General features: G+C 27.7%; 14 protein-coding genes and 1 pseudogene. 13 read left to right on the top strand and 2 right to left on the bottom strand.

Going from position 1 to position 20,886, the window contains the following annotated elements; all coding sequences use genetic code 11:
- The first annotated feature begins 3 nt into the window (after positions 1-3).
- The 3 genes from IR152_RS16710 to IR152_RS16700 all read left to right on the top strand — a co-directional run bounded on the left by IR152_RS16710 (position 4) and on the right by IR152_RS16700 (position 4,742).
- A complete protein-coding gene (locus tag IR152_RS16710; protein ID WP_227453040.1) occupies positions 4-681 on the top strand; it encodes an ABC transporter ATP-binding protein in 678 nt (225 codons plus the stop codon).
- Entirely contained in the window at positions 682-3,240 is a 2,559-nt protein-coding gene (locus IR152_RS16705) for an ABC transporter permease (RefSeq protein ID WP_227453039.1), read from the top strand.
- Between the two features lie 227 nt (positions 3,241-3,467).
- On the top strand, positions 3,468-4,742 hold the full coding sequence (locus IR152_RS16700) for a 4Fe-4S dicluster-binding protein (RefSeq protein ID WP_227453038.1): 1,275 nt from the start codon (positions 3,468-3,470) through the stop codon (positions 4,740-4,742).
- A 161-nt stretch (positions 4,743-4,903) separates the two neighbouring features.
- Here IR152_RS16700 and IR152_RS16695 read toward each other — a convergent pair whose 3' ends face one another.
- Positions 4,904-7,948 (bottom strand): serine hydrolase, encoded by a 3,045-nt coding sequence (locus tag IR152_RS16695; protein ID WP_227453037.1) that lies wholly within the window; start codon positions 7,946-7,948, stop codon positions 4,904-4,906.
- A 206-nt stretch (positions 7,949-8,154) separates the two neighbouring features.
- Here IR152_RS16695 and IR152_RS16690 point away from each other — a divergent pair, with 206 nt between their 5' ends.
- The gene (locus tag IR152_RS16690; protein WP_227453036.1) at positions 8,155-8,454 is read left to right on the top strand and encodes a rhodanese-like domain-containing protein; all 300 of its coding nucleotides are present in this window, start codon (positions 8,155-8,157) and stop codon (positions 8,452-8,454) included.
- 229 nt (positions 8,455-8,683) lie between these two features.
- Here the strand turns inward: IR152_RS16690 and IR152_RS16685 are convergent, their stop codons facing one another.
- Positions 8,684-10,912: a YhgE/Pip domain-containing protein gene (locus IR152_RS16685; RefSeq protein ID WP_227453035.1), complete on the bottom strand. Its 2,229-nt coding sequence runs from the start codon at positions 10,910-10,912 to the stop codon at positions 8,684-8,686.
- 279 nt (positions 10,913-11,191) lie between these two features.
- Here IR152_RS16685 and IR152_RS16680 point away from each other — a divergent pair, with 279 nt between their 5' ends.
- The 9 genes and pseudogenes from IR152_RS16680 to IR152_RS16640 all read left to right on the top strand — a co-directional run bounded on the left by IR152_RS16680 (position 11,192) and on the right by IR152_RS16640 (position 20,572).
- The gene (locus tag IR152_RS16680) at positions 11,192-12,967 is read left to right on the top strand and encodes an ABC transporter ATP-binding protein (protein ID WP_227453034.1); all 1,776 of its coding nucleotides are present in this window, start codon (positions 11,192-11,194) and stop codon (positions 12,965-12,967) included.
- A 12-nt stretch (positions 12,968-12,979) separates the two neighbouring features.
- On the top strand, positions 12,980-14,803 hold the full coding sequence (locus tag IR152_RS16675; protein WP_227453033.1) for an ABC transporter ATP-binding protein: 1,824 nt from the start codon (positions 12,980-12,982) through the stop codon (positions 14,801-14,803).
- 117 nt (positions 14,804-14,920) lie between these two features.
- Positions 14,921-15,466: an NADH peroxidase gene (locus IR152_RS16670; RefSeq protein WP_227453032.1), complete on the top strand. Its 546-nt coding sequence runs from the start codon at positions 14,921-14,923 to the stop codon at positions 15,464-15,466.
- Positions 15,467-15,723: 257 nt separating this feature from the next.
- Positions 15,724-16,440, top strand: coding sequence for a CPBP family intramembrane glutamic endopeptidase (locus IR152_RS16665; protein WP_227453031.1), 717 nt, complete (start codon positions 15,724-15,726; stop codon positions 16,438-16,440).
- Positions 16,441-16,565: 125 nt separating this feature from the next.
- Positions 16,566-17,170, top strand: a pseudogene (locus IR152_RS16660) (dienelactone hydrolase family protein).
- Between the two features lie 522 nt (positions 17,171-17,692).
- Positions 17,693-17,905 (top strand): FeoA family protein, encoded by a 213-nt coding sequence (locus tag IR152_RS16655; RefSeq protein WP_227453029.1) that lies wholly within the window; start codon positions 17,693-17,695, stop codon positions 17,903-17,905.
- Positions 17,906-17,917: 12 nt separating this feature from the next.
- Positions 17,918-18,139, top strand: a complete 222-nt coding sequence (locus tag IR152_RS16650) for a FeoA family protein (protein WP_227453028.1) — start codon at positions 17,918-17,920, stop codon at positions 18,137-18,139.
- 98 nt (positions 18,140-18,237) lie between these two features.
- Positions 18,238-20,394 carry a ferrous iron transport protein B gene (gene feoB / locus IR152_RS16645; protein WP_227453027.1) on the top strand — a complete coding sequence of 719 codons (2,157 nt, stop codon included), beginning with the start codon at positions 18,238-18,240 and terminating at the stop codon, positions 20,392-20,394.
- Between the two features lie 25 nt (positions 20,395-20,419).
- Entirely contained in the window at positions 20,420-20,572 is a 153-nt protein-coding gene (locus IR152_RS16640; RefSeq protein ID WP_227453026.1) for a FeoB-associated Cys-rich membrane protein, read from the top strand.
- Positions 20,573-20,886: the final 314 nt, after the last annotated feature.

The following is a 20,886-nucleotide window of genomic DNA, read 5'->3' as shown; positions in this document are numbered from 1 at the left end:
GTCATGGAAATTTTAAGAGTAGAAAATCTAACTAAAAGTTATGGTAAAAATGAAACAAAAGTTGATGCTATAAAAAATGTAAGTTTATCAATTGAAAAAGGTGAGTTTATAGCAATAACAGGTCCAAGTGGAAGTGGTAAAAGTACATTATTACATTTGCTAGGAGGAGTTGACAGACCAACTAGCGGTAAGGTTTATATAAATGATGTTGATATATATAATTTAAAAACTAAAGATTTAGCAATATTTAGAAGAAGAAATATAGGTCTTATATATCAATTTTATAATTTAATTCCAGTTTTAAATGTAAAGGAAAACATATTGCTTCCAGCAGAACTTGACAATAGAGATATTGACAAAGAATATTTAAATGATTTAATGAAAACATTAGGTCTAAATGATAGAGAAAAACATCTTCCAAACCAATTATCAGGGGGACAGCAACAAAGAACTTCTATAGGACGTGCTTTGATTAATAGACCTTCTATAGTATTAGCAGATGAGCCAACAGGTAATTTAGATAGTAAAAATTCAAAAGAAATACTAGAATTATTAAAACTGTCAGTAAAGAAATACAATCAGACTCTAATAATGATAACTCATGACAAAAACATAGCACTTCAGGCTGATAGAATTATAGGTATAGAAGATGGAATTATAAAAAGTGATGAGGTGTTGTAGATGAATTTATATACATCATTAACTATTAGATATTTAAAACAAAATAAAAGAGGAACTATTGTAACTATAATTGGGATAATACTTTCAACAGCTTTAATCTGTGGTATAGGAAATATATTTGAAAGTTTCATGGATTATCAAGTAAGAGAAACTATAAAGAATGATGGAAGTTTTCATGTTACATTCCATGATGTAAACAAAAAGGATATAGAATATGTAACAAAATCAGCTGAAATAGAAAAACATGCATTTAGTAAACAAATTGGATATTCTAAATTGGAAAATAGTGAAAATGGTATATTAAGTATAAAACAGTATGATAAAAATGCCATGGAGGGATATCAAATTTCTGTAAAAGAAGGTAGATTGCCATCTAAGGTTGGAGAAATTGTTCTAAGTGAAAATGTTATTAATCTTATGGATGATAAATTAAAAATAGGAGACAAAATAATCTTAAAAGTAGGAGATATGTTTGACTCAAATAAGAAAAAGGTTGATAACATGGTATTTCATGAGGGTGATTATATAGCAAATGAAAAGGATAGAACTTTTAAACTTGTTGGTATAATTAAAAAGCCCGGATTTGAGCTTTATGATGAGATTACAACTGCTATAACTTACTTTAATCTGCTTGATTACAAAGGAACAATGAACATCTCAGTAACAGTAAAAAATCCTAAAGATGTGTATAAAATAAGTAAAAAAATAAGCAAAAACATATATCCAAATAAAGATGAAGAATCAATTTCTGATATGGTAAAATACAATGAACATTTATTAAGATTACAAGGGGCTAGTAAGTATGCAAACATAAATAGCTCTATAAAATCTATAATTTCAGTAGTAACTATTTTAGTAATTATATGTACTATTGCTACAGTATATAATTCTTTTAGTATTTCTATAACTGAACGAAAAAAACAGTTTGGAATATTAAATTCTATAGGTGCTACATCTAGCCAAATTAAAAAGTTGGTCTTTATAGAAGGTATTATAATTAGTTTAATTGGAATACCAATAGGGCTAATATCTGGAACAATAGCTATAGACTTATTATTTAAAATTATAAATAAGTATTTTACAAAATCGATTGTTACACAAATGAGTTTACAAATAGTGTATAACCCAATAATAATTATTGCTAGTATAATAATAGTTTTGTTTACAATATTTATATCAATTCTATTACCTGCAATAGCAGCTTCTAATATTTCTCCACTCGATATAATTAAAAACAGTGGAGAATATAAGGTGAGAAAAGTTAAAGACTCAAAGCTTATTAAAATGATTTTTAAGACTGAAGGAGTACTTGCATATAAAAATATGAGAAGAAATAGAAAAAAATTCATAGTGACTCTTTTTTCTTTAATGATAAGTATAATAATATTTGTATCTTTTAGTGGATTTACGTTACTTTTGCTAAAAGGTGAAGAAATTAGAAATTCTCAAAAAAACTATGATTTATATTTAACAGCAAAGGGTACAGCTAGACCTATTGATGATGTTATAAGTACACTACAGGATATTCCTGGAATAAAAAACTTTGAATTAGCAACAGGTCAGTATATATCTATAAAAGTAAGTGAAAATAAAATAAATAAATCCAATGAAGATTTAATTAAGGAGTATTATGAACAGCATAAGAATGGAGATAGTTATGAATACGACTTTATCAATAATGAATTAAAATTTCCAGGAGAGTTTGCAATAAAAAATAAAACAAATAATTTAATAAAAGGTTCTTTTGATAAGGAAAAAGCAATTAAAGAAAATGGTGTGATATTAGTTAGAAAAAGTTACTTTGAATCTAGAGGTAAGAAAGGTATAGTGGAGTTAACTAATTACAAAGTTGGAGATACAGTAAATTGTGAATATCTGGATGATAATGGTTCAAGTAAAAAAATAAAGATTAAAATTCTTGCGATAACCGATGAAGAACGTCTAGGAATGGGCTATCAAAATATGGGCTTGCAATTTATAACTTATGATGAAGTTGCTAAGAATTTAGGTTTAAAATTAAATAGAAGTCTTATATTTATTGATTCAGGAGGAGACGTTCAGACTAAGAAGAAAGTAGAATCTTTAGCCGATAAAAATAATTTTAACTTCCATGATGAAAGTGCAGGAGGTGAAGAAGAAAAACAAAATCTAAAGGTTATCAAAATATTTGTATATGGTTTTATAGCAGTTATATCTCTAGTAAGTGTTACAAATATACTAAATACAGTAAGTACAAGTATAAACCTAAGAAAAAGAGAACTTGCGATAATACAATCTATAGGGGTTACTCCTAAAGGATTTAGAAAAATGATATATTTAGAAAGTTTTATATATGGTATACTGTCATTGTTATTTGGGATACCAATTAGTATTGGTATAACTCTAATTATGAATAAACTTATTTCAGGTGTGATTGAGTTCTCTGCTGTTATACCTTGGACAGCAATAGCCATATGCATAATAAGTATTTTTATAATAACTTTTATAGCAGCTTATATACCAATGAGTAAATTGAATAAAGAAAATATCATAGATAATATAAGAAGAGAAAGTATATAAAAGTAATTTTTAATTATATAAAATATTATTAAAATCGTTTAATTGGTATAAACTATTATTATACTAATTAAGCGATTTTTTATTTATATAAGAAATCTAATAAATAAATCATTAGAGGTATTTAATTATTTAGAAAGAATTGGTATTATATAAAGTAAGGGTTTAGATAAAGTGCTTATAAATAAGGACAAATATCTAATTTTATTGGAAAACAAAAGAAAAAGAAGGTGATTACTATTTCTCATATAACTGCTAAGAACATGTATAAAAGTTTAGAGGAAAGAATAAATAAGTTTCCACAAGGTGCTCCACCATCAGATACATTATACAAAATACTAAATGTACTATATACAGAACAAGAGGCAAAATTAGTGGCTCAGCTACCAATAAAGCCTTTTAGAGTAAAAACAGCAGCTAAAATTTGGAGTGTAAGTGAAAGTGAAGCATATAGGGTATTGGATAAACTTGCCAGTAAGGCTCTAATACTAGATATAGAAGATAAAAAAGGTAAGAAATATATAATGCCTCCCCCAATGGCTGGCTTTTTTGAGTTTGCCATGATGAGAACAAGACATGATATAGACCAAAAACTTTTAGCAGAACTTTACTATCAATATATGAATGTAGAAGAAGATTTTATCAAAGATTTATTTTATTCAACGGAAACAAAGCTTGGAAGAGTGTATGTTCAAGAGGAAGTTTTGACTAATGATAATGAAGTTAGTATTTTAGATTACGAAAGAGCTACTCATATAATTGATGAAGCAACTCATATAGGTGTAAGTATGTGTTATTGTAGACATAGAATGCAACATGTTGGAAAAGCTTGTGATGCTCCTATGGATATATGTATGACATTTGACAATGTAGCAAATTCTTTAATAAATAATAAATTTGCAAGACGTATAGATAAAATAGAATGTAAAGAACTACTTCATAAAGCATATGAGCATAATTTAGTTCAATGTGGAGAAAATGTTAGAAAAGGAGTTACATTTATATGTAATTGTTGTGGATGTTGTTGTGAGGCATTAGTATCAGCTAAAAGATTTGGAAATCTTCATCCAGTACAGACAACCAGCTTTATACCAAATATAAACCATGAAAGTTGTGTAAAATGTGGTAAATGTATATCTGCATGTCCAATAGATGCGATAAGCAAGGTCAAGGAAAATGATAAAGAATATATAAAAATTGATGAGGATAGATGCCTAGGCTGTGGAGTTTGCGTTAGAAATTGCCATAAAAATAGTATTATGTTATTAAAAAGAGATGAAAAGATAATAACTCCAGCAAACTCAGTACATAGAGCAGTTCTAATGGCAATTGAAAAAGGGCAATTACAAAATCTAATTTTTGATAATAATGCCCTAGCTAGTCATAGAGCTATGGGAGCTATACTATCAGCTATATTAAAGCTTGAACCAGCTAAAAAGGTTTTAGCTAGCAAACAATTAAAGTCAGTATATTTAGATAAATTATTAAGTATGAATGATAAGTAGATACTAACTTAAAGACAGGAAAATTTTTTAGATTTATCCATATATTAAGGTGCTTATCATGCAGTATCTAAATTTATTTTTTATACGTATAAAGTTTATAACTGAAATAAAAAAGGACTGTATTCAATTAATATTACTTGAATACAGTCTTTCTTAGTATATTAAGCTATTTCCTTTATTTGCTTAAATGAATTCTCATTTCCATTTCCACCAATCTGTGTTACAGTTTTAAATCTCATAGTTTTAAATAGTTCTTTTTGATTATAATCTAGTAAGTTTCCTACTAATATTACAGGAGACTTAGTTCTTCCAGCTAAAACTCCAACAGATAACCCATCTATTAAATCATCTTGTTTATTGATTCCGTTTTTAGCAACATATAGGTTGTCTATCTTAGAATCTTTATAAAATTCTTTTATTACCTTTGCATTAGTTTCATTTCTAGTACTACCTGATATTCTTTGTGGGTTTTGAAGTTTACTTTCTATATTTTTAGAAACTGTGTATTCTCCACCAATCACATAAGATTTATCGATTTTTTTGTTTTTAAATAAGTTATTTATTTCAGCTATATTGCTATTTTCATTAGTAAGTATTATAGGCATATCATTTTGAGCTGATACAGCTCCAATGCTTACTGCATCGGCTAATCCTTTTTCACCATTAACTACTGAAATCTTTGATATATTACTAATACTGTCCAATTCTTTAGCAATATTCATAGAAGTTTGATATCTATCGTTTCCTGAAATTCTAGATACAGAAATATTATTTGACTTTATAGTATCTAGGGATTTTTCATTTACAGAAGCTTCTCCACCAATTACATATACATTTTTAACTTTTAATCTCTTTAATTCAGCTAAAGTTTTTTCATTTATTTGAGAGCTTCCAGTTAATAATATAGGCGCATTTTTCTTATATGCAAGTGGTGTTGCGGCTAAAGCATCTGCAATTGCTGAGTCGTTTATTAAAACTGCATTTTCAGCATTTTCCCAACCCGCTTGACTTATCTTAATAGAAGTTTCATATCTATCAGTTCCTGTAAGTGTACTTGCATTTACTTCATCTTGATACATAACTTCAAATCTAGCATTTGGGCTTCCTGAGAAAACAATTACGCCTCCTTTTGGCAATCTAACTCTATTGTTCTTTGTAACTAAAGAGTAGTTTACAGGAACTCCTTTAGCATCATAAACAGCAAAAGATGAATTTTGAGGAAGATTAACTTCTATTTTTTTATTTGCTATATCATCACCGATTTTATACCATTTTGCATAACCTTTTGAATCTATTTGGAATGTAAAAGAGTTTTCTGATGGTAAATTAGTAATAGAATCTTCACTTACATATGTTTGTGTAGCAAAAGTTAAGTATTCTGTATCATTTTCCTTATATATTCTAATATCACCTAAATCACGACCTATTGAACCAGGGATTTCTATAAAAGCATTTGAATTGTTCTCATCTACTATTTTAGTATTAACTAAGTAACCTGGAGTACTATCATGGATATAAAAAGATGCTTTTACAGAACCAAACATATAGCTCTGTGAAGAATACTTTTCATCTATTAGATAATAGCCCTTACCATTCCTTTTTTTCCAGCTTTCTTTAACACTATCTGATATATTGTTAGAATCTAGTTTTTGGGCTGCATAATTTATACTTGCAGTTTGACCTAATCCAGGCAGATTATCATAAGAGCTTAGGTGTAAATATGTAATATTATTTTTTTCTTTTACAAATTTCAGGCAACTATTACCTTTTTCAGATAAAAATCTATCCTGTCCTATATATACGTATTTATCTTCAGGTCCATTTTCTACATAAGGAGAAGATATTGTTAAAGTGCCATTATCATTAACATCAACTTTTAGTATGCTTGAAGAAGCATAAAGACCGCTATTTTCCTTTAAATAGCTTGGCATTTTAACTTGTTGAGGTTTACTAAATGTTTTATCTGGTTTTATTTCCTTAATTCTACCCTTTTCTTTTAATGCAGATAGTAAAATTTCTTGTCCAATTACTTCATTATGTGTGCTAACTCCACCAGAAGAAATAACTGCAACTGCCATATTTTCATCTGGGAGTACCGTAAGATTGCTGTGGAATAGTAAAGAATCTCCACCTTTTGTAAGTGCTTTTAAATTATATTGATTAAATGGATAAGTATTGACTGAGTCCCATCCTAAACCATATCCTAGAATAGAATCTTCACCTTCAGGCCATAGACCATTTAAGTATTCTTTGTTTTCCATGGCTTTTACTGAAGAAGGGGAAAGAATTCCATTTGATTTTCTCATAAATGTTTGTGCAAATGTACACAGATTTTCTGCACTTGAATATAAACCACCTGCACCTATAGTATTTAAGTTATCTCGTGGTACGGCATCTTCAAAATAAGGTACATAGGCTTTTGCAAGCTTTGAATTATCAAAACTATTTTCTGGAGTTTTTGTATTTTGTAAGTTAAGTGGATTATTTATGTACTTGTCAATAAAGTTAGTAAATGTCATTCCAGATACTTTTTCTACTAAAATTTCAGCTAATGTAAATCCATCATTACAATAAACAGAAAAAGCCCCTGGCTTAGCTTTTAATCTTTGTTTCTTTAGTTCATCTAGGAAATTATCATGATTATAAGTGTCATTATCTTCTAATAAAATGGCGTTTTTAAAACTACTTCCCATTAATCCTGATGAGTGATTTAACAACATTCTTGGAGTTATTTCTTTATATCTATCATCTGCCATTTTAAATTCAGGGATATAATTTACAACAGGAGCATCTAATTTTATTTTTCCCTCTTCTACTAACTTCATAACAGCAGTAGTAGTAAACAGCTTACTGATAGATGCAATATTATACATGTTATCCTTAGTTAAATTTTTATTATCTTGTCTACTGTAGACTCCACCATTACCAGAAATCTCAATTTTACCATTATCAATCAAAGCGTATTGAGCATTTTCAACTCCGTATTTAGATAATAAAGTTTTAATTTTTTCTTTAGCAAGAGCTTTAGTTTTTGGATAAGATTCTGAATTTTTGCTGTAATCATTTAGCTTTATATCAGAACTTTGATATTTCTCGGAGTTATCTTTTGTACTACTATCAGCAAAAGTAATATTTGGAGCAGTAGTAAATAACATACTAAGTACCAATGTGCTAGATAATAACTTAGAGAGTTTTTGCTTAAACATATTATATTACCTCTTTTCTTTTTAAAATAAATTTATAATTAGCATAACATTCTTAATTATTTTAATCAACAGATTATTATCAATAAAAAAAGTTTTATTAAGTATATCTTTTACATGGCAGAGAAAAATATAAAAAGAATATTTGTTGTTGGATGAAGAATAAAGGGTATAAGTAATATATAAATAAAATGGAGGAATCTTAGCACATGTACAAGAATATAAATAAGAATCAACTTAAAGAAATGATGAAAAATGAAAAGGATATTTTGCTATTGGATGTAAGAACTAAAGATGAATTTAGGGAATATAAAATAGAAAATGCTATAAATATATCTTTACAGGAGTTAATCAATAACATAGATGAAATTTATGAATATAAAGATAAGAAAGTAGTAGTTTATTGCAGAAGTGGTCATAGAAGTGTTACTGCATGTAATTTATTGGCAGAAGAAGGTTTTAAGCATTTATATAACTTAAACTCAGGAATAATTGATTACATGAATTAAATAATGTAAGTTATATATTAATACTATGTATATCATTGTTTATTAAGTAGGAATATATCTAAATATTCATAAAATAAATTTAGGAAAGAACGAATTTTTTTTCCGTGATATACTTTATAGTAGATGCTAGTTTTTAATTTGGAAAAAGGTAGTAGCTAAAAAGCTACTACCTTTAATATGAACTTAGAATATTAGTTTAAAAAATATATTTAAATACAGAATTAATTTTTTAATGACCAGTTAAATTACTATCTCCAAATTTGTCATTAAATGGTTTTATAATTCTGTTTATAGGTCCTTTTAGAATTACATTTAAACAAATAGACAGAATCATAAATAGTAAGAGAACCAATATGTATTTAATTAGATTTGGAGCGTATATACCACCAACTGCTTCCCTTGTAGCACCTATTGCATAAGTAAATGGCATTATAGGATTTATTCTTTGGAAGAATGTAGGTGTAACTTGTATAGGGAATGTACCACCAGAAGAACCAATTTGAACGACTAATAGTACTATTGCAATTGCTTTTCCTACATTTCCAAATACAGAAACCAAAGAATACACTATAAAGTTAAATACCATACTAGTAAACATAAGTAGAAGTATCAATAAAATTGGATGCTTTGCTGTTACTCCTAATAATAGTATATCTCCAGTTCCAATTATGAATCCTTGAACGAGAGCTATACTTAAAAAAGTAAGACCTCTTCCAAAGTAAACTTCATAAGGTTTATAGTTTCCATGTACAGATGTAGATAATAGTGCTGAAATAAGTAATATACCTACCCATGTAGAAAGAACACTATAAAATGGTGTCATTGCAGAACCGTAGTTTTCAATTGGATACAATTTCTCTGTTTTTACTTCAACAGGTTCCTTTAAAAAATTAGACTTTGTCAATATATCACTTTCAAGTAAGCTGACCAATTTTTTCATATCCTCACCATTACTAATTTTACTTAAAGTATCAATTAAGTCATCCAACATTCCTTTTGCTAAAGGAAGTTTTTCTCTTATTAATGATATACTTTCTTGTGCATTTCCTGAAAGACTTAGAGAAGTAGTAAGTATTTCTTCAACCTTTGGAAGTTTTGCCTCTGCCTTATCTAAAACAGTGATTATATCGTTTGCCACTTTTATACTGTTTGCAAATATACTATTTATAGGTTTTGATATTTTCGAATCAAAATTATTTAAAATATTTAAGTTAATTCTTCCAATACCATTTGATAAGCTTAAAACATTATTCAAAGTACTTACAGATGGTTGCTGTCCAGATATAACCTTGTTTTTAATATCATTTAATGTTGATATAGATGAATCTATTTTATTGCTAGAATCTTCAAGATTATCTATTACATCATCCAACCTATTGTTTGATGTAAGCTGATTTAATTTATTTAAAAAGTTTTCCAAAGTATCATTTAAAGATTGTAAATTGGAAAGCTTTTCTGATAAATTATCTATTAACTTAGGTATATCTTCACTGCCACTATTTACTGCATCAATTAAATTAAGTGTAAGAGAGGAAGCAGAAGATGAAAGATCAACCATTAAATTTAAGTCAGACTTTATAAGAGGAGAAAGTTCATCTAAATTATTATTTGTATCCTCTAAGAATTTCTTTAAGTCACTTGATAACAGTTTTGTATCATTCAAAGTCTTTTTAATTGTAGGCAAATCGGATTTAATATCTTTGACTGTATCAGATAACTTTGAAGTAGCATCAGAAGCTAAATCGACAGTCTTATTTATATGGTCAAATCTCTTTTGAAGGTCTATAAGAGAACTTTCAACTTTTGTCAATTTTGGAAGACTGTGTTCAATTCCTGCACCAACTCCATTTGATATACCAAGAACGATTTCACTAACTGTTTTTACTATAGTCTGATTAACTTGTAACTGTATTGTAGAAGCACCTTTATCAGTAATCTTTGGTGCAACTGCATTTATTTTTTCATTAACTGTATATATAATTTCACCTTTTTTGACATCATCTGTAATTAAAGATGTCAAATCTTTTGTAAAATTTTTTGGAATCTTAAGTGATGCATAATAAGTACCTTTTTTGACACCTTCAAGAGCGGTTTTTTCATCTACAAACTGCCAACCTAAACTTTTGTTATCCTTAAGTTGTTCAATTAGTTGCTCTCCTACATTAATCTTCTGTCCTGCTATTTCATTTCCTTTATCTTCATTTGTTACCGCTACAAGCATATTAGCAGTGCTTCCATAAGGGTCCCAAGATGCTTTTATGTTGAACCAAGCATACAGGGATGGTAAAAAAGCAAGACCTAAAACTATTATAAGTACTGCATAATTTCCACGTATATCTTTTAGGTCATTTTTAAAGATTTCTAATATATCTTTTAAACCGTTTGAAGGTTTTAAATTCTTGATATTATTCCAGCTTAAAATTTTTTTTAAACTATTAGTTTTTTTCAAATGTCTCACCTCCTAAAATATTTTGATAGAGAAAAAGTTAGATTTATAATCAATTTTAAATTATATTACTTTTTACACAAATAGTAAAGTTAAAGTTTTGTCTTAATTTTAATACATATATATTATATATAATAGTATGCTATAAATATAGGAAATAAAAAAAATAATTTATAAAATGTATGGTATAAAAATTAATGATAAATCAAATATTTATAATTGATATAATCAATTAAATTAGCTATGTGATATACTTTTGATAATGAGAAAATTCTATGAAGGGATGATTGAATGAAGTATTTAAAAAAATACATAAAAAAATATATAACATTATTTCTAACAGCGGTATTTTTTTTGACATTGGAAGCTTTTTGTGATTTAGCTCAACCAACTATAATGGCAAAAATAATCGATATAGGAGTTTCAAATAAAAATTTAGATTACATATTATCAACAGGAGCTTTAATGATAGGTATAACTTTTTTAGGAGCAATATTTTCAATAACAAGAAGTCTAATCTCAGCAAGAGTTTCTCAATCTTTTTCTTATGATTTAAGACAGGATGTATTTGAAAAGATAAATACGTATTCACTAAAACAAATAGACAAATTAGGTAGAGCTTCATTAATAACAAGAATTACTAATGATATTAATCAAGTGCAACTATTTGTTCATGGAATGATGAGGGTTTTTATAAAATCGCCAATCATGTGTATAGGAAGTTTAATTATAGCCATAAAATTAAATTTAAAGATGTCAGTAATTATTCTAATTGCAGTTTTAATTATATTTATCATAATATTGCTCAATATGAAGATAGGATATAGATTATTTAAAAATGTACAAGAAAGTACAGATAAAGTAAATTCAAAATTAAGACAGTTTTTAAGTGGAATAAAAGTAGTCAAACTATTTTGTAGATACGATTATGAGAACAAAAGTTTTGAAGAGTTAAATGATGAGCTTTTTAAAAATAGTAGAAAAGCTACGACTATGATGTCGTTTTTTAGACCAACAATTACAATAATTATTAATGTTTCTATAATAATAATATTACTGATTGGAAGATATTTAATTTATTCAGGAGAAATTAAAATTGGAATTATAGTTGCTTATGTAAATTATATGACTAGAATATTAACATCACTTATAATGATTTCACATGTTTTTAATGTTTTTGTTAGAGCAAAAGCTTCTTATGAAAGAATAAGTGAAGTTTTGATTGATGAGAATGAAGAAATAATTGAGAGAAATGCCAGTTTAGATACTGAAGAAAAAAATTTAAAGTTTGCAAATGGTGATATAGTCTTTGAAAATGTAGATTTTTCGTATAATAAAAATACAGATGAAAAAATATTAAAAGACATATCTTTTAAAATAGAAGAAGGTCAAAATATTGGTGTGATTGGTCAAACTGGTTCAGGAAAAACTTCTTTAATAAATTTAATTCAAAAATTATATATAATTGATAAAGGCGATATTAAGATTGGGGGACATAGTATATACAGTATTTCTGAAGATAGTTTAAGGGAAAGAATCGGTGTAGTATTTCAAAATAGCAGTGTGTTTGGTAAAAGCATACTAGAAAATATAGTTATGGGAAATAAGGATATAAGTAGAGAAGATGTTGCAAAATCATGTGAGATAGTAAATGCAAATCAATTTATAACAAAACTCGAAAATTCTTATGATGAGGTTTTATTTCAAAGGGGTAAGAATCTATCAGGAGGACAAAGACAAAGAATTACTATAGCTAGAGCTATAGCAAAAAAACCTCAAATATTAATTCTTGATGATTGTTTTAGTGCAATGGATATTAATACAGAGACAACTATAAGAAAGAATATAAAAGATTATATAAACAATTTAAGAGAAAAGGAAAACAAGAAATGCACTGTAATAACTATTTCACAAAAGATTAGTTCTATAATTGACTGTGATAAGATTTTAGTCTTGGATGAGGGAGAGGTGGTTGGATTTGCTACACATGAAGATTTACTGGTTAGTTCTCCAATTTATAAAAAAATTTTTGCGTTGCAGAATTTAGTAAATAAAGATGTAAATTAAGGAGGAAGGATATTGAATTTAAGTACTGGAAATCAAAAGGTCAGTAGATTAAAGAAAAAAGAAAAGCCTAAAGATTTTAAAAAAACGTTTAAAAGAATTTTTATTTACTTTAAAAAAGATAAAAAGATTACTAGATTTATTTTTTTGCTAGTAATAATTGATTCAGTTATATCAACTATAATACCGTATACTATTGGAAAAGTAGTTGACATAATAGATATTAATACTTATTCAAAGTCCATTTTCTTAAAAGGCATAATTATTTTACTTTCATTTTATATAATTGAGTTTTTAGTTAAATTGTCTAAAGGGATATGTACAGCTAGATTATCTCAAAGTATAGTTAAAGAGATGAGAAGTAATTTATTTTTAAAATTTAAAAATCTACCAATAACCTTTTTTGATAAAAGTTCTACTGGAGATATTATGAGTAGGGTAACAAATGATGTTGATAATATCAGTACAGGAATTTCAAATTCATTAGTACAATTAATTACAGGAATCTTAAACATATTGATGACTTTTATTATGATGTTTATATTAAGCCCAGTTTTAACTTTTTGCAGTATAATTTTAATACCAATAGTAATGTCTGTAAGTAATTTTATTGCAAAGAGAACTAGAATTTTTTTTAAGCAACAACAAGTTGAGTTAGGAAGGCTAAATGCTCATATTGAAGAAATGATATCAAACATAAATGTAGTAAAATCTTTCAATTATGAAAGAAAATCTGTAAATGATTTTAAAGAAATCAATGATAGACTTCTAAATATTTCACTTAAATCGCAAATTTATACATCTCTTTTAATGCCTATTATGAATGTGATTAGTAATATAGGATTTGCAACTATATGTATTATAGGTGGTACTCTTGCATCTAAGGATATTATAACTATAGGAGTTATAGCTAGTTTTTTGAGTTATGTACGACAATTTACAAGACCTTTAAATGAATTGGCGAATCTGTTTAATACATTACTTTCAGCCGTAGCTGGATGCGAAAGAGTTTTTGAAATTATAGATGAAAAAGAAGAACAACAAGTAGATAGTGTGCTTAAAAATAAGCTTAATGACAATAAACATGGTAATTTAAACTCTCATTTTATAAAGGGAGAAATTGAATTTAAAGGTGTAAGTTTTTCTTATGATTCAAAAAAAAGAATTTTAGACGATATAAACTTAAGAATCAAAGCTGGTACATCAAATGCCATTATAGGGGAGACAGGAAGTGGAAAAACAACAATTATAAATCTAATTACAAATTTCTATCATATAGATGAAGGAAGTATATTTTTAGATGGTAAGGATATATATTCTATTGACAAAAACTGTTTGAGAACTTGTTTTGGAGTGGTTCCACAAGAAAGTTATATATTCAATGATACAGTTATGGAGAATATAAGGTATGGAAATCTGATGGCTACCGACGAAGAAGTTATATCTGCTAGCAAAATAGCAAATGCACATAAATTCATAGTGAAAATGCGTGAAGGATATAGTACTGTATTATCGGATAGGGGTGAAGAACTAAGCGAAGGTCAAAAACAATTAATAAGTATTGCTAGGGCAGTATTAAAAAATGCCCCGATACTTATTTTGGATGAAGCTACAAGTAATATAGATATAGCAACAGAAGCTAAAATTCAAGAGGCAATAAATAGCTTAACTTATGGAAAGACAAGTATAATTATAGCTCATAGATTAAGTACAATATCAAATTGTGATAATATAATAGTTTTAGAAAATGGTAGAATTGTGGAATCTGGAAATCATAAAGAACTGATAAAATTAGAAGGACATTATTATAGAAACATACTATTAACACAAGGAAAATAAGTATTTAGAAAAAAACTTTAAAAAAATTGTTTAAAGGTATATGTTACGGGTATATATAGATTAACTTAATAAATAAAAAATTTAATTTGATATATAAAATTTAGGAGGAAAGTAATTATGAAAAAATTTGTTTGTACAGTATGTGGATATATACATGAAGGAGATGCTGCACCAGCACAATGTCCAGTATGTAAAGTTGGAGCTGATAAATTTGAAGAAATGAAAGGTGAAAAAAATTGGGCTGATGAGCATAGAATAGGAGTTGCTCAAGGTGTAGATGAAGAAATAATCGAAGGATTAAGAGCTAACTTTGTTGGAGAGTGTACAGAAGTAGGAATGTATTTAGCAATGAGTAGACAAGCTGATAGAGAAGGTTATCCAGAAGTAGGAGAAGCTTACAAGAGAATAGCTTTTGAAGAAGCTGAGCATGCTGCTAAATTTGCAGAACTTCTTGGAGAAGTTGTAGTTGCAGATACACAAGAAAACTTAAGAGTTAGAGTTGACGCTGAGTATGGTGCAACTGATGGAAAATTAAAATTAGCTAAGAAAGCTAAAGAATTAGGATTAGATGCTATACACGATACAGTACATGAAATGTGTAAAGATGAAGCTAGACATGGTAAAGCATTCTTAGGATTATTAAATAGATATTTTGGAAAATAAATTTAATATAAGTTAAGTGGATTTTTAGGAGTATATCATTTATGATTTTTAAAATTATAATGATATACTCCTTTTTAATAGTTATATTTTATATAGCTATAATCTTGTAAATATTTAAATAATTATAAATATAGCTTTAATGAAATTAATTTTTTAATTTTATTATCTCTGATTTATGTAATAAATGGAATTAATTTGATTTAAACATATATTTATGATAAAATATGAGAAATAAATAAGAATTTAATTAGAAAGGAGTGTTTATAACGTTTAAAACTATATTTGAAGATAAAGAATATGCTTTGTTATGTAAGAATTATTCTAAAAATGATGGAGTAAAAGCAATATTTATTTATTTGATATCCATGTTACTATTGTTTTTCCAAGGTTATTTGTATACAACAAATTTAAGTTCAACAATTTTAACTAACTCACAAATGATATTGTCAATCTTGATTTTACTTATAGGACTGGGATTTGTACTACTTTCGAAGGAAAAACTAAATACGATTGGGATTACAATGCGAAATTTAAATAAAGGTCTTTTGTATGGAGTTTTTGGTGCTACTGTACTCGTAATTTTCGTTATTTTAACAGATGGAATTATGCAAGGAAAAAAAGTTGATTTTGAATTACCTACTGTTTTTATGGTTGTTACATTTATTGTTTCTGCTATTTCAGAAGAAATTGTTTTTAGAGGGTATATTCAAACAAGGTTAACTGGATTAATAAAAAATAGTGTACTTTCATCTTCTATTAATGCTTTTCTTTTTCTATCTACACATTACCCTGTAAAATGGATTTCAAATGGATATTTTTCATTTGCAATTCTATCTGGATTTTATGTGATATGCCTTATATTACTTCACTTTTTATGTGATTTAGTATATCGAAAAACTAATTGCCTGTGGGGGTCATGCCTACTGCATATCTTGTATAATATTGGTACAGGAGTGTTGATTTTTACTACTTAGTCAATTTTACTTTGCAGAAAGTTTATCGTAAGAAACGGATTATTTTATAAGTCAAATTTTAGAGATAGTAAATTGACATACTTAAAAGAATACATTAAACTAAATGTAAAAAATATCGACAGGCGGTGGACAATCTGATTAAGTATGTACATAAAAGTAATATAGCTATTGTTGTACTGCATGAAATTTATGGAGTTAATAATTTTATAAAAGATGTTTGTCAAAAGTATTATAAAGGTGGGTATGATGTGTTTTGTCCAGAACTCTTAGGAGAAAAAAGAGTTTTTTCATACTCAAAAGCTCAAGAAGCATATGATTTTTTTATAAATAATATTAGGTTTGATATTTATAAAAAAGTAGAAAAACTTATAAATGGTTTAAAATCGGAGTATAAACATGTATTTGTAGTTGGGTATAGTGTAGGTGCAACTATTGCATGGAGATGTAGTGAAAATTCTTTATGTGATGGTATAATTTGTTGTTATGGCTCCCGAATTAGAGATTATATGGATGTAATTCCAACATGTCCTATTTTGCTAGTGTTTGCAAAATACGATTCATTCGATGTTGATTATGTTTCTTCCCAACTTTCTAGAAGACAAAATATTCAAATTGAAATTTTAGACGCAAATCATGGTTTTATTGATACATATTCAAAAAACTATTCTAATGCTCAAACAGAAGTGTTTAATATTAAAGAAAAAATTTTATATCTAAATGTTTAGACTAATATGTTTTATTATAAAATATAGAAGATTTAATCAATTTGAAAAACATAATGACACTACTAATGTTAAAAAATATTAGTAGTGTCATTATATTTTTTGAGATAGATATAGTCAGTAGAATCATAGAATTAATTACGTTTTTTTGATTGGATTAGATTAATATTCAATTACATTGAAAAGAAAAAAATCATTACTATAGAATAATGTCTTTATCAAAAGAGCATTCTTATACAGAATATGGTTATGAGCATCTAAGAGAAATCTCAAAATATATAGGATAGCAGTATGAATTTTTATAGATTTTATTAATATAATAAACCAAATGAGAAAAAAAATCAAAAGAATACAATAATCACTTGCAAAAAATATACTATTGTGATAGACTTAAATCAAAATTAGGAATTGTAAGAATAAGGAAAAAGATAGGTAATTATTTTAACAAGTTAAAATTTAAGAAATTGTGATTTATATATAAGATAGAAGTTGTTTGTAAATTTAAATTGGTTTAAGAGGAGGAATATTATATGATGCCATTGATGTTATCAAATACAGGTGAAGAAGTAGTTATAAAGAAAATTTCAGGAAGTGATAAGACAAGAACTTTTTTAAATAGTATAGGTTTTGTAGTAGGTACAAATGTTAAAATAATTTCTAAGATAGATGGGAATTTAATAATAGATGTAAAAGATACTAGAGTTGCATTAGATAAAAAAATGGCAAGTAGAATAATAATATAGGGAGGTAATGATATGAACAGACTAAAGGATATTAAGTGTGGAGAGACTGTAAAAGTAAAGAAGTTAGAAGGAGAAGGAGCCACAAGAAGACGTATAATGGATATGGGGATTACAAGGGGTGTTGATGTATTTATAAGAAAAGTAGCCCCTCTTGGAGACCCAATTGAAATAACAGTCAGAGATTATGAACTATCAATTCGTAAATCAGATGCAGAAAAAATTATTGTGGAATAATAAAATTAATTAGAGTAGGATTAATGTAATTATATAGTGAGAATGATTTTCTATATCACAAATAGTTATGTACTTAAATAATAATGGGAGGAATGGAAATGTCAATAAAAATAGGTCTCATAGGAAATCCAAACTGTGGTAAGACAACGATGTTCAATGGGCTTACAGGTTCATCACAATATGTTGGGAACTGGCCAGGAGTAACAGTTGAAAAAAAGGGTGGAAAATTAAAAGGAAATAAAGATGTGGAAATAGTAGATTTACCAGGTATTTATTCTTTATCTCCATATACATTAGAAGAAGTAGTTACACGTAATTTTATGTTAGATGATAAGCCAGATGCAGTAATAAATATTGTAGATGCGTCAAATATAGAGAGAAATTTATATCTTACAACTCAAGTTTTAGAGTTAGGTATACCGACTGTCATAGCTCTTAATATGATGGATATTGTTAACAAGAGTGGTGACAAGATAAATATTAAAAAACTATCTGAAATTATAGGTTGCCCAGTAGTAGAAGTAACTGCAGTTAAAGGTCAAGGAATTATGGAGGCTGCTGAAAAGGCAGTTGAACTTGCAAGTAGTAATAATAAATTAAATTTCAAATTACCTTTCGTTGATGAAAGTAAGGAAGCAATAGAAAAAATTGAAAAAATAATAGAAGAAAAGACTCCATATATAGATGTGGAAACACGCTGGTTAGCTATAAAGCTATTTGAAAGAGATGAAAATGTTATACAAAAACTTGGCATTTCTAAAACAATATTGAATAGCATTGAAGAAATAACTATAAATTGTGAAGATGAATTGGACGATGATAGTGAAAGTATAATAACAGCCAATCGTTACGAATTTATTAGTTCAATAATTTCGAATATAATAAAGAAGAATAGAAAAGGTAAGGAAACTGTATCAGATAAGATAGATAAGATTGTAACAAATCGTATACTAGCATTACCTATTTTTGCACTTATAATGTGGGGAGTTTACTATATCGCAGTAAGTTCGTTGGGCACTATAGCAACTGATTGGACAAATGATGTACTGTTTGGAGAAATTATTCAAGGAAATGTGAGTAATTTTCTAGCTTCTTTAAATGTAGCAGAGTGGTTGCAAGGGCTTGTAGTTGATGGTCTAATTGGTGGAGTTGGAGCAGTATTAGGATTTGTACCACAAATCATGCTTTTATTCTTACTATTATCAATACTAGAAGACTGTGGATACATGTCACGTGTAGCTTTTATAATGGATAGAATTTTCCGTAAGTTTGGTCTTTCAGGGAAATCATTTATACCAATGCTTATAAGTTCAGGTTGTGGAGTTCCAGGAGTTATGTCAACTCGTACTATAGAGAATGATAGAGATAGAAAAATGACTATTATGTTAACTACATTCATTCCATGTGGAGCAAAGATTCCAATAATAGCATTATTTGCAGGATCATTATTTGGAGGTGCTTCATGGGTAGCTCCATCAATGTATTTCTTAGGTATTGTAATGATAATCATCTGCGGAATTATATTAAAGAGAACTAGTTTATTTGCAGGAGAACCATCTCCTTTTGTTATGGAATTACCTCAATATCATGTTCCAAGTGCAAAAGGTGTTTTAATACACATGTGGGATAGAGGAAAAGCATTTATAATAAAGGCAGGAACAATTATATTTGTAGCTTGTGGAGTAATTTGGTTCTTACAATCATTTAACTGGTCATTACAAATGGTAGATGCTGGAGATAGTATACTAGCTAGCTTAGGAAATATAGTTGCACCAATATTTGCACCTCTTGGATTTGGAAACTGGCAATCATCAGTAGCAACAGTTACAGGTCTAGTAGCTAAGGAAAATGTAGTTGGAACGTTTGGAGTTTTATTTGGTATATCAGATGCAACAGAGCAAGACCCAGCACTTCTTGGTTCAGTTGCAAGTATGTTTACAGTAGCTAGTGCGTTTGCATTTATGGCATTCAATATGCTTTGTGCACCTTGCTTTGCAGCTATTGGAGCTATAAAAAGAGAAATGGGTTCTTGGAAATGGACATGGATTACATTAGGATTCCAGACTTTAATAGCATATATAGTTGCTCTTCTTATCAATCAAGTTGGAAGTTTAGTTCTAGGTACTGGAGGAAGTATTGCTGGGGCAATAATATCTATAATTGTAGCAGTAGCAGTGGTCTTTGCAGTTTTAGCTTATTCAAATAGAAATATGAAAAAAGAAAAAATCGGTAAATTAAGTTATATGAAAAATTAATTCACATAAATAAGGAGTGATGAATATGGCTACATTTGTTATAGCAGCTGTTGTAGTAGTATTAATGGTATTAGCTGTAATGCATATGGTTAAAAATTTAAAAAAGAATGGTAGCAGTTGTGGATGTGGTTGCTCTGGATGCTCAAGTAGTAAGAGTTGTCATAGCGCTAAGAGATAGATAAGATAAGAGCCTGATAAAAAGTTTAAATTGCTTTATTATCAGGTTCTTACTTTTTATATAATAACAAATTTCATGTTTGAAGTAGGTTAGACTATGTTGTAATTTTACTGTATAATTATATATAAATATATGATTAGGAGGAATTATTGCTAAATTAAGCAATATGAGTGAATATTATGTTTAAATTTGATTAAAAAATAGCTACACACACTTGTGACTTTAGTCATGAGTTAGTAGCTAAAATAGTCAGCATATAGGGAAACTTATATGTAGAGATAGGATAGAACCTATCCAATACTACTTGAATTGCT

This window comes from Clostridioides sp. ES-S-0108-01 (assembly GCF_020662285.1).
Taxonomy (GTDB): Bacteria; Bacillota; Clostridia; order Peptostreptococcales; family Peptostreptococcaceae; genus Clostridioides.
Note: the sequence above shows the minus strand (reverse complement) of the source record. Positions and strands in the feature narration are given on the sequence as shown.

What these genes read in the sequence shown, in the direction of transcription:
- IR152_RS16710 (WP_227453040.1), top strand. Translation starts at nt 4, where the DNA reads ATGGAAATTTTAAGAGTAGAAAATCTAACTAAAAGTTATGGTAAAAAT.
- IR152_RS16705 (WP_227453039.1), top strand. Translation starts at nt 682, where the DNA reads ATGAATTTATATACATCATTAACTATTAGATATTTAAAACAAAATAAA.
- IR152_RS16695 (WP_227453037.1), bottom strand. Translation starts at nt 7,948, where the DNA reads ATGTTTAAGCAAAAACTCTCTAAGTTATTATCTAGCACATTGGTACTT.
- IR152_RS16690 (WP_227453036.1), top strand. Translation starts at nt 8,155, where the DNA reads ATGTACAAGAATATAAATAAGAATCAACTTAAAGAAATGATGAAAAAT.
- IR152_RS16680 (WP_227453034.1), top strand. Translation starts at nt 11,192, where the DNA reads ATGAAGTATTTAAAAAAATACATAAAAAAATATATAACATTATTTCTA.
- IR152_RS16670 (WP_227453032.1), top strand. Translation starts at nt 14,921, where the DNA reads ATGAAAAAATTTGTTTGTACAGTATGTGGATATATACATGAAGGAGAT.
- IR152_RS16655 (WP_227453029.1), top strand. Translation starts at nt 17,693, where the DNA reads ATGATGCCATTGATGTTATCAAATACAGGTGAAGAAGTAGTTATAAAG.
- IR152_RS16650 (WP_227453028.1), top strand. Translation starts at nt 17,918, where the DNA reads ATGAACAGACTAAAGGATATTAAGTGTGGAGAGACTGTAAAAGTAAAG.
- feoB (WP_227453027.1), top strand. Translation starts at nt 18,238, where the DNA reads ATGTCAATAAAAATAGGTCTCATAGGAAATCCAAACTGTGGTAAGACA.
- IR152_RS16640 (WP_227453026.1), top strand. Translation starts at nt 20,420, where the DNA reads ATGGCTACATTTGTTATAGCAGCTGTTGTAGTAGTATTAATGGTATTA.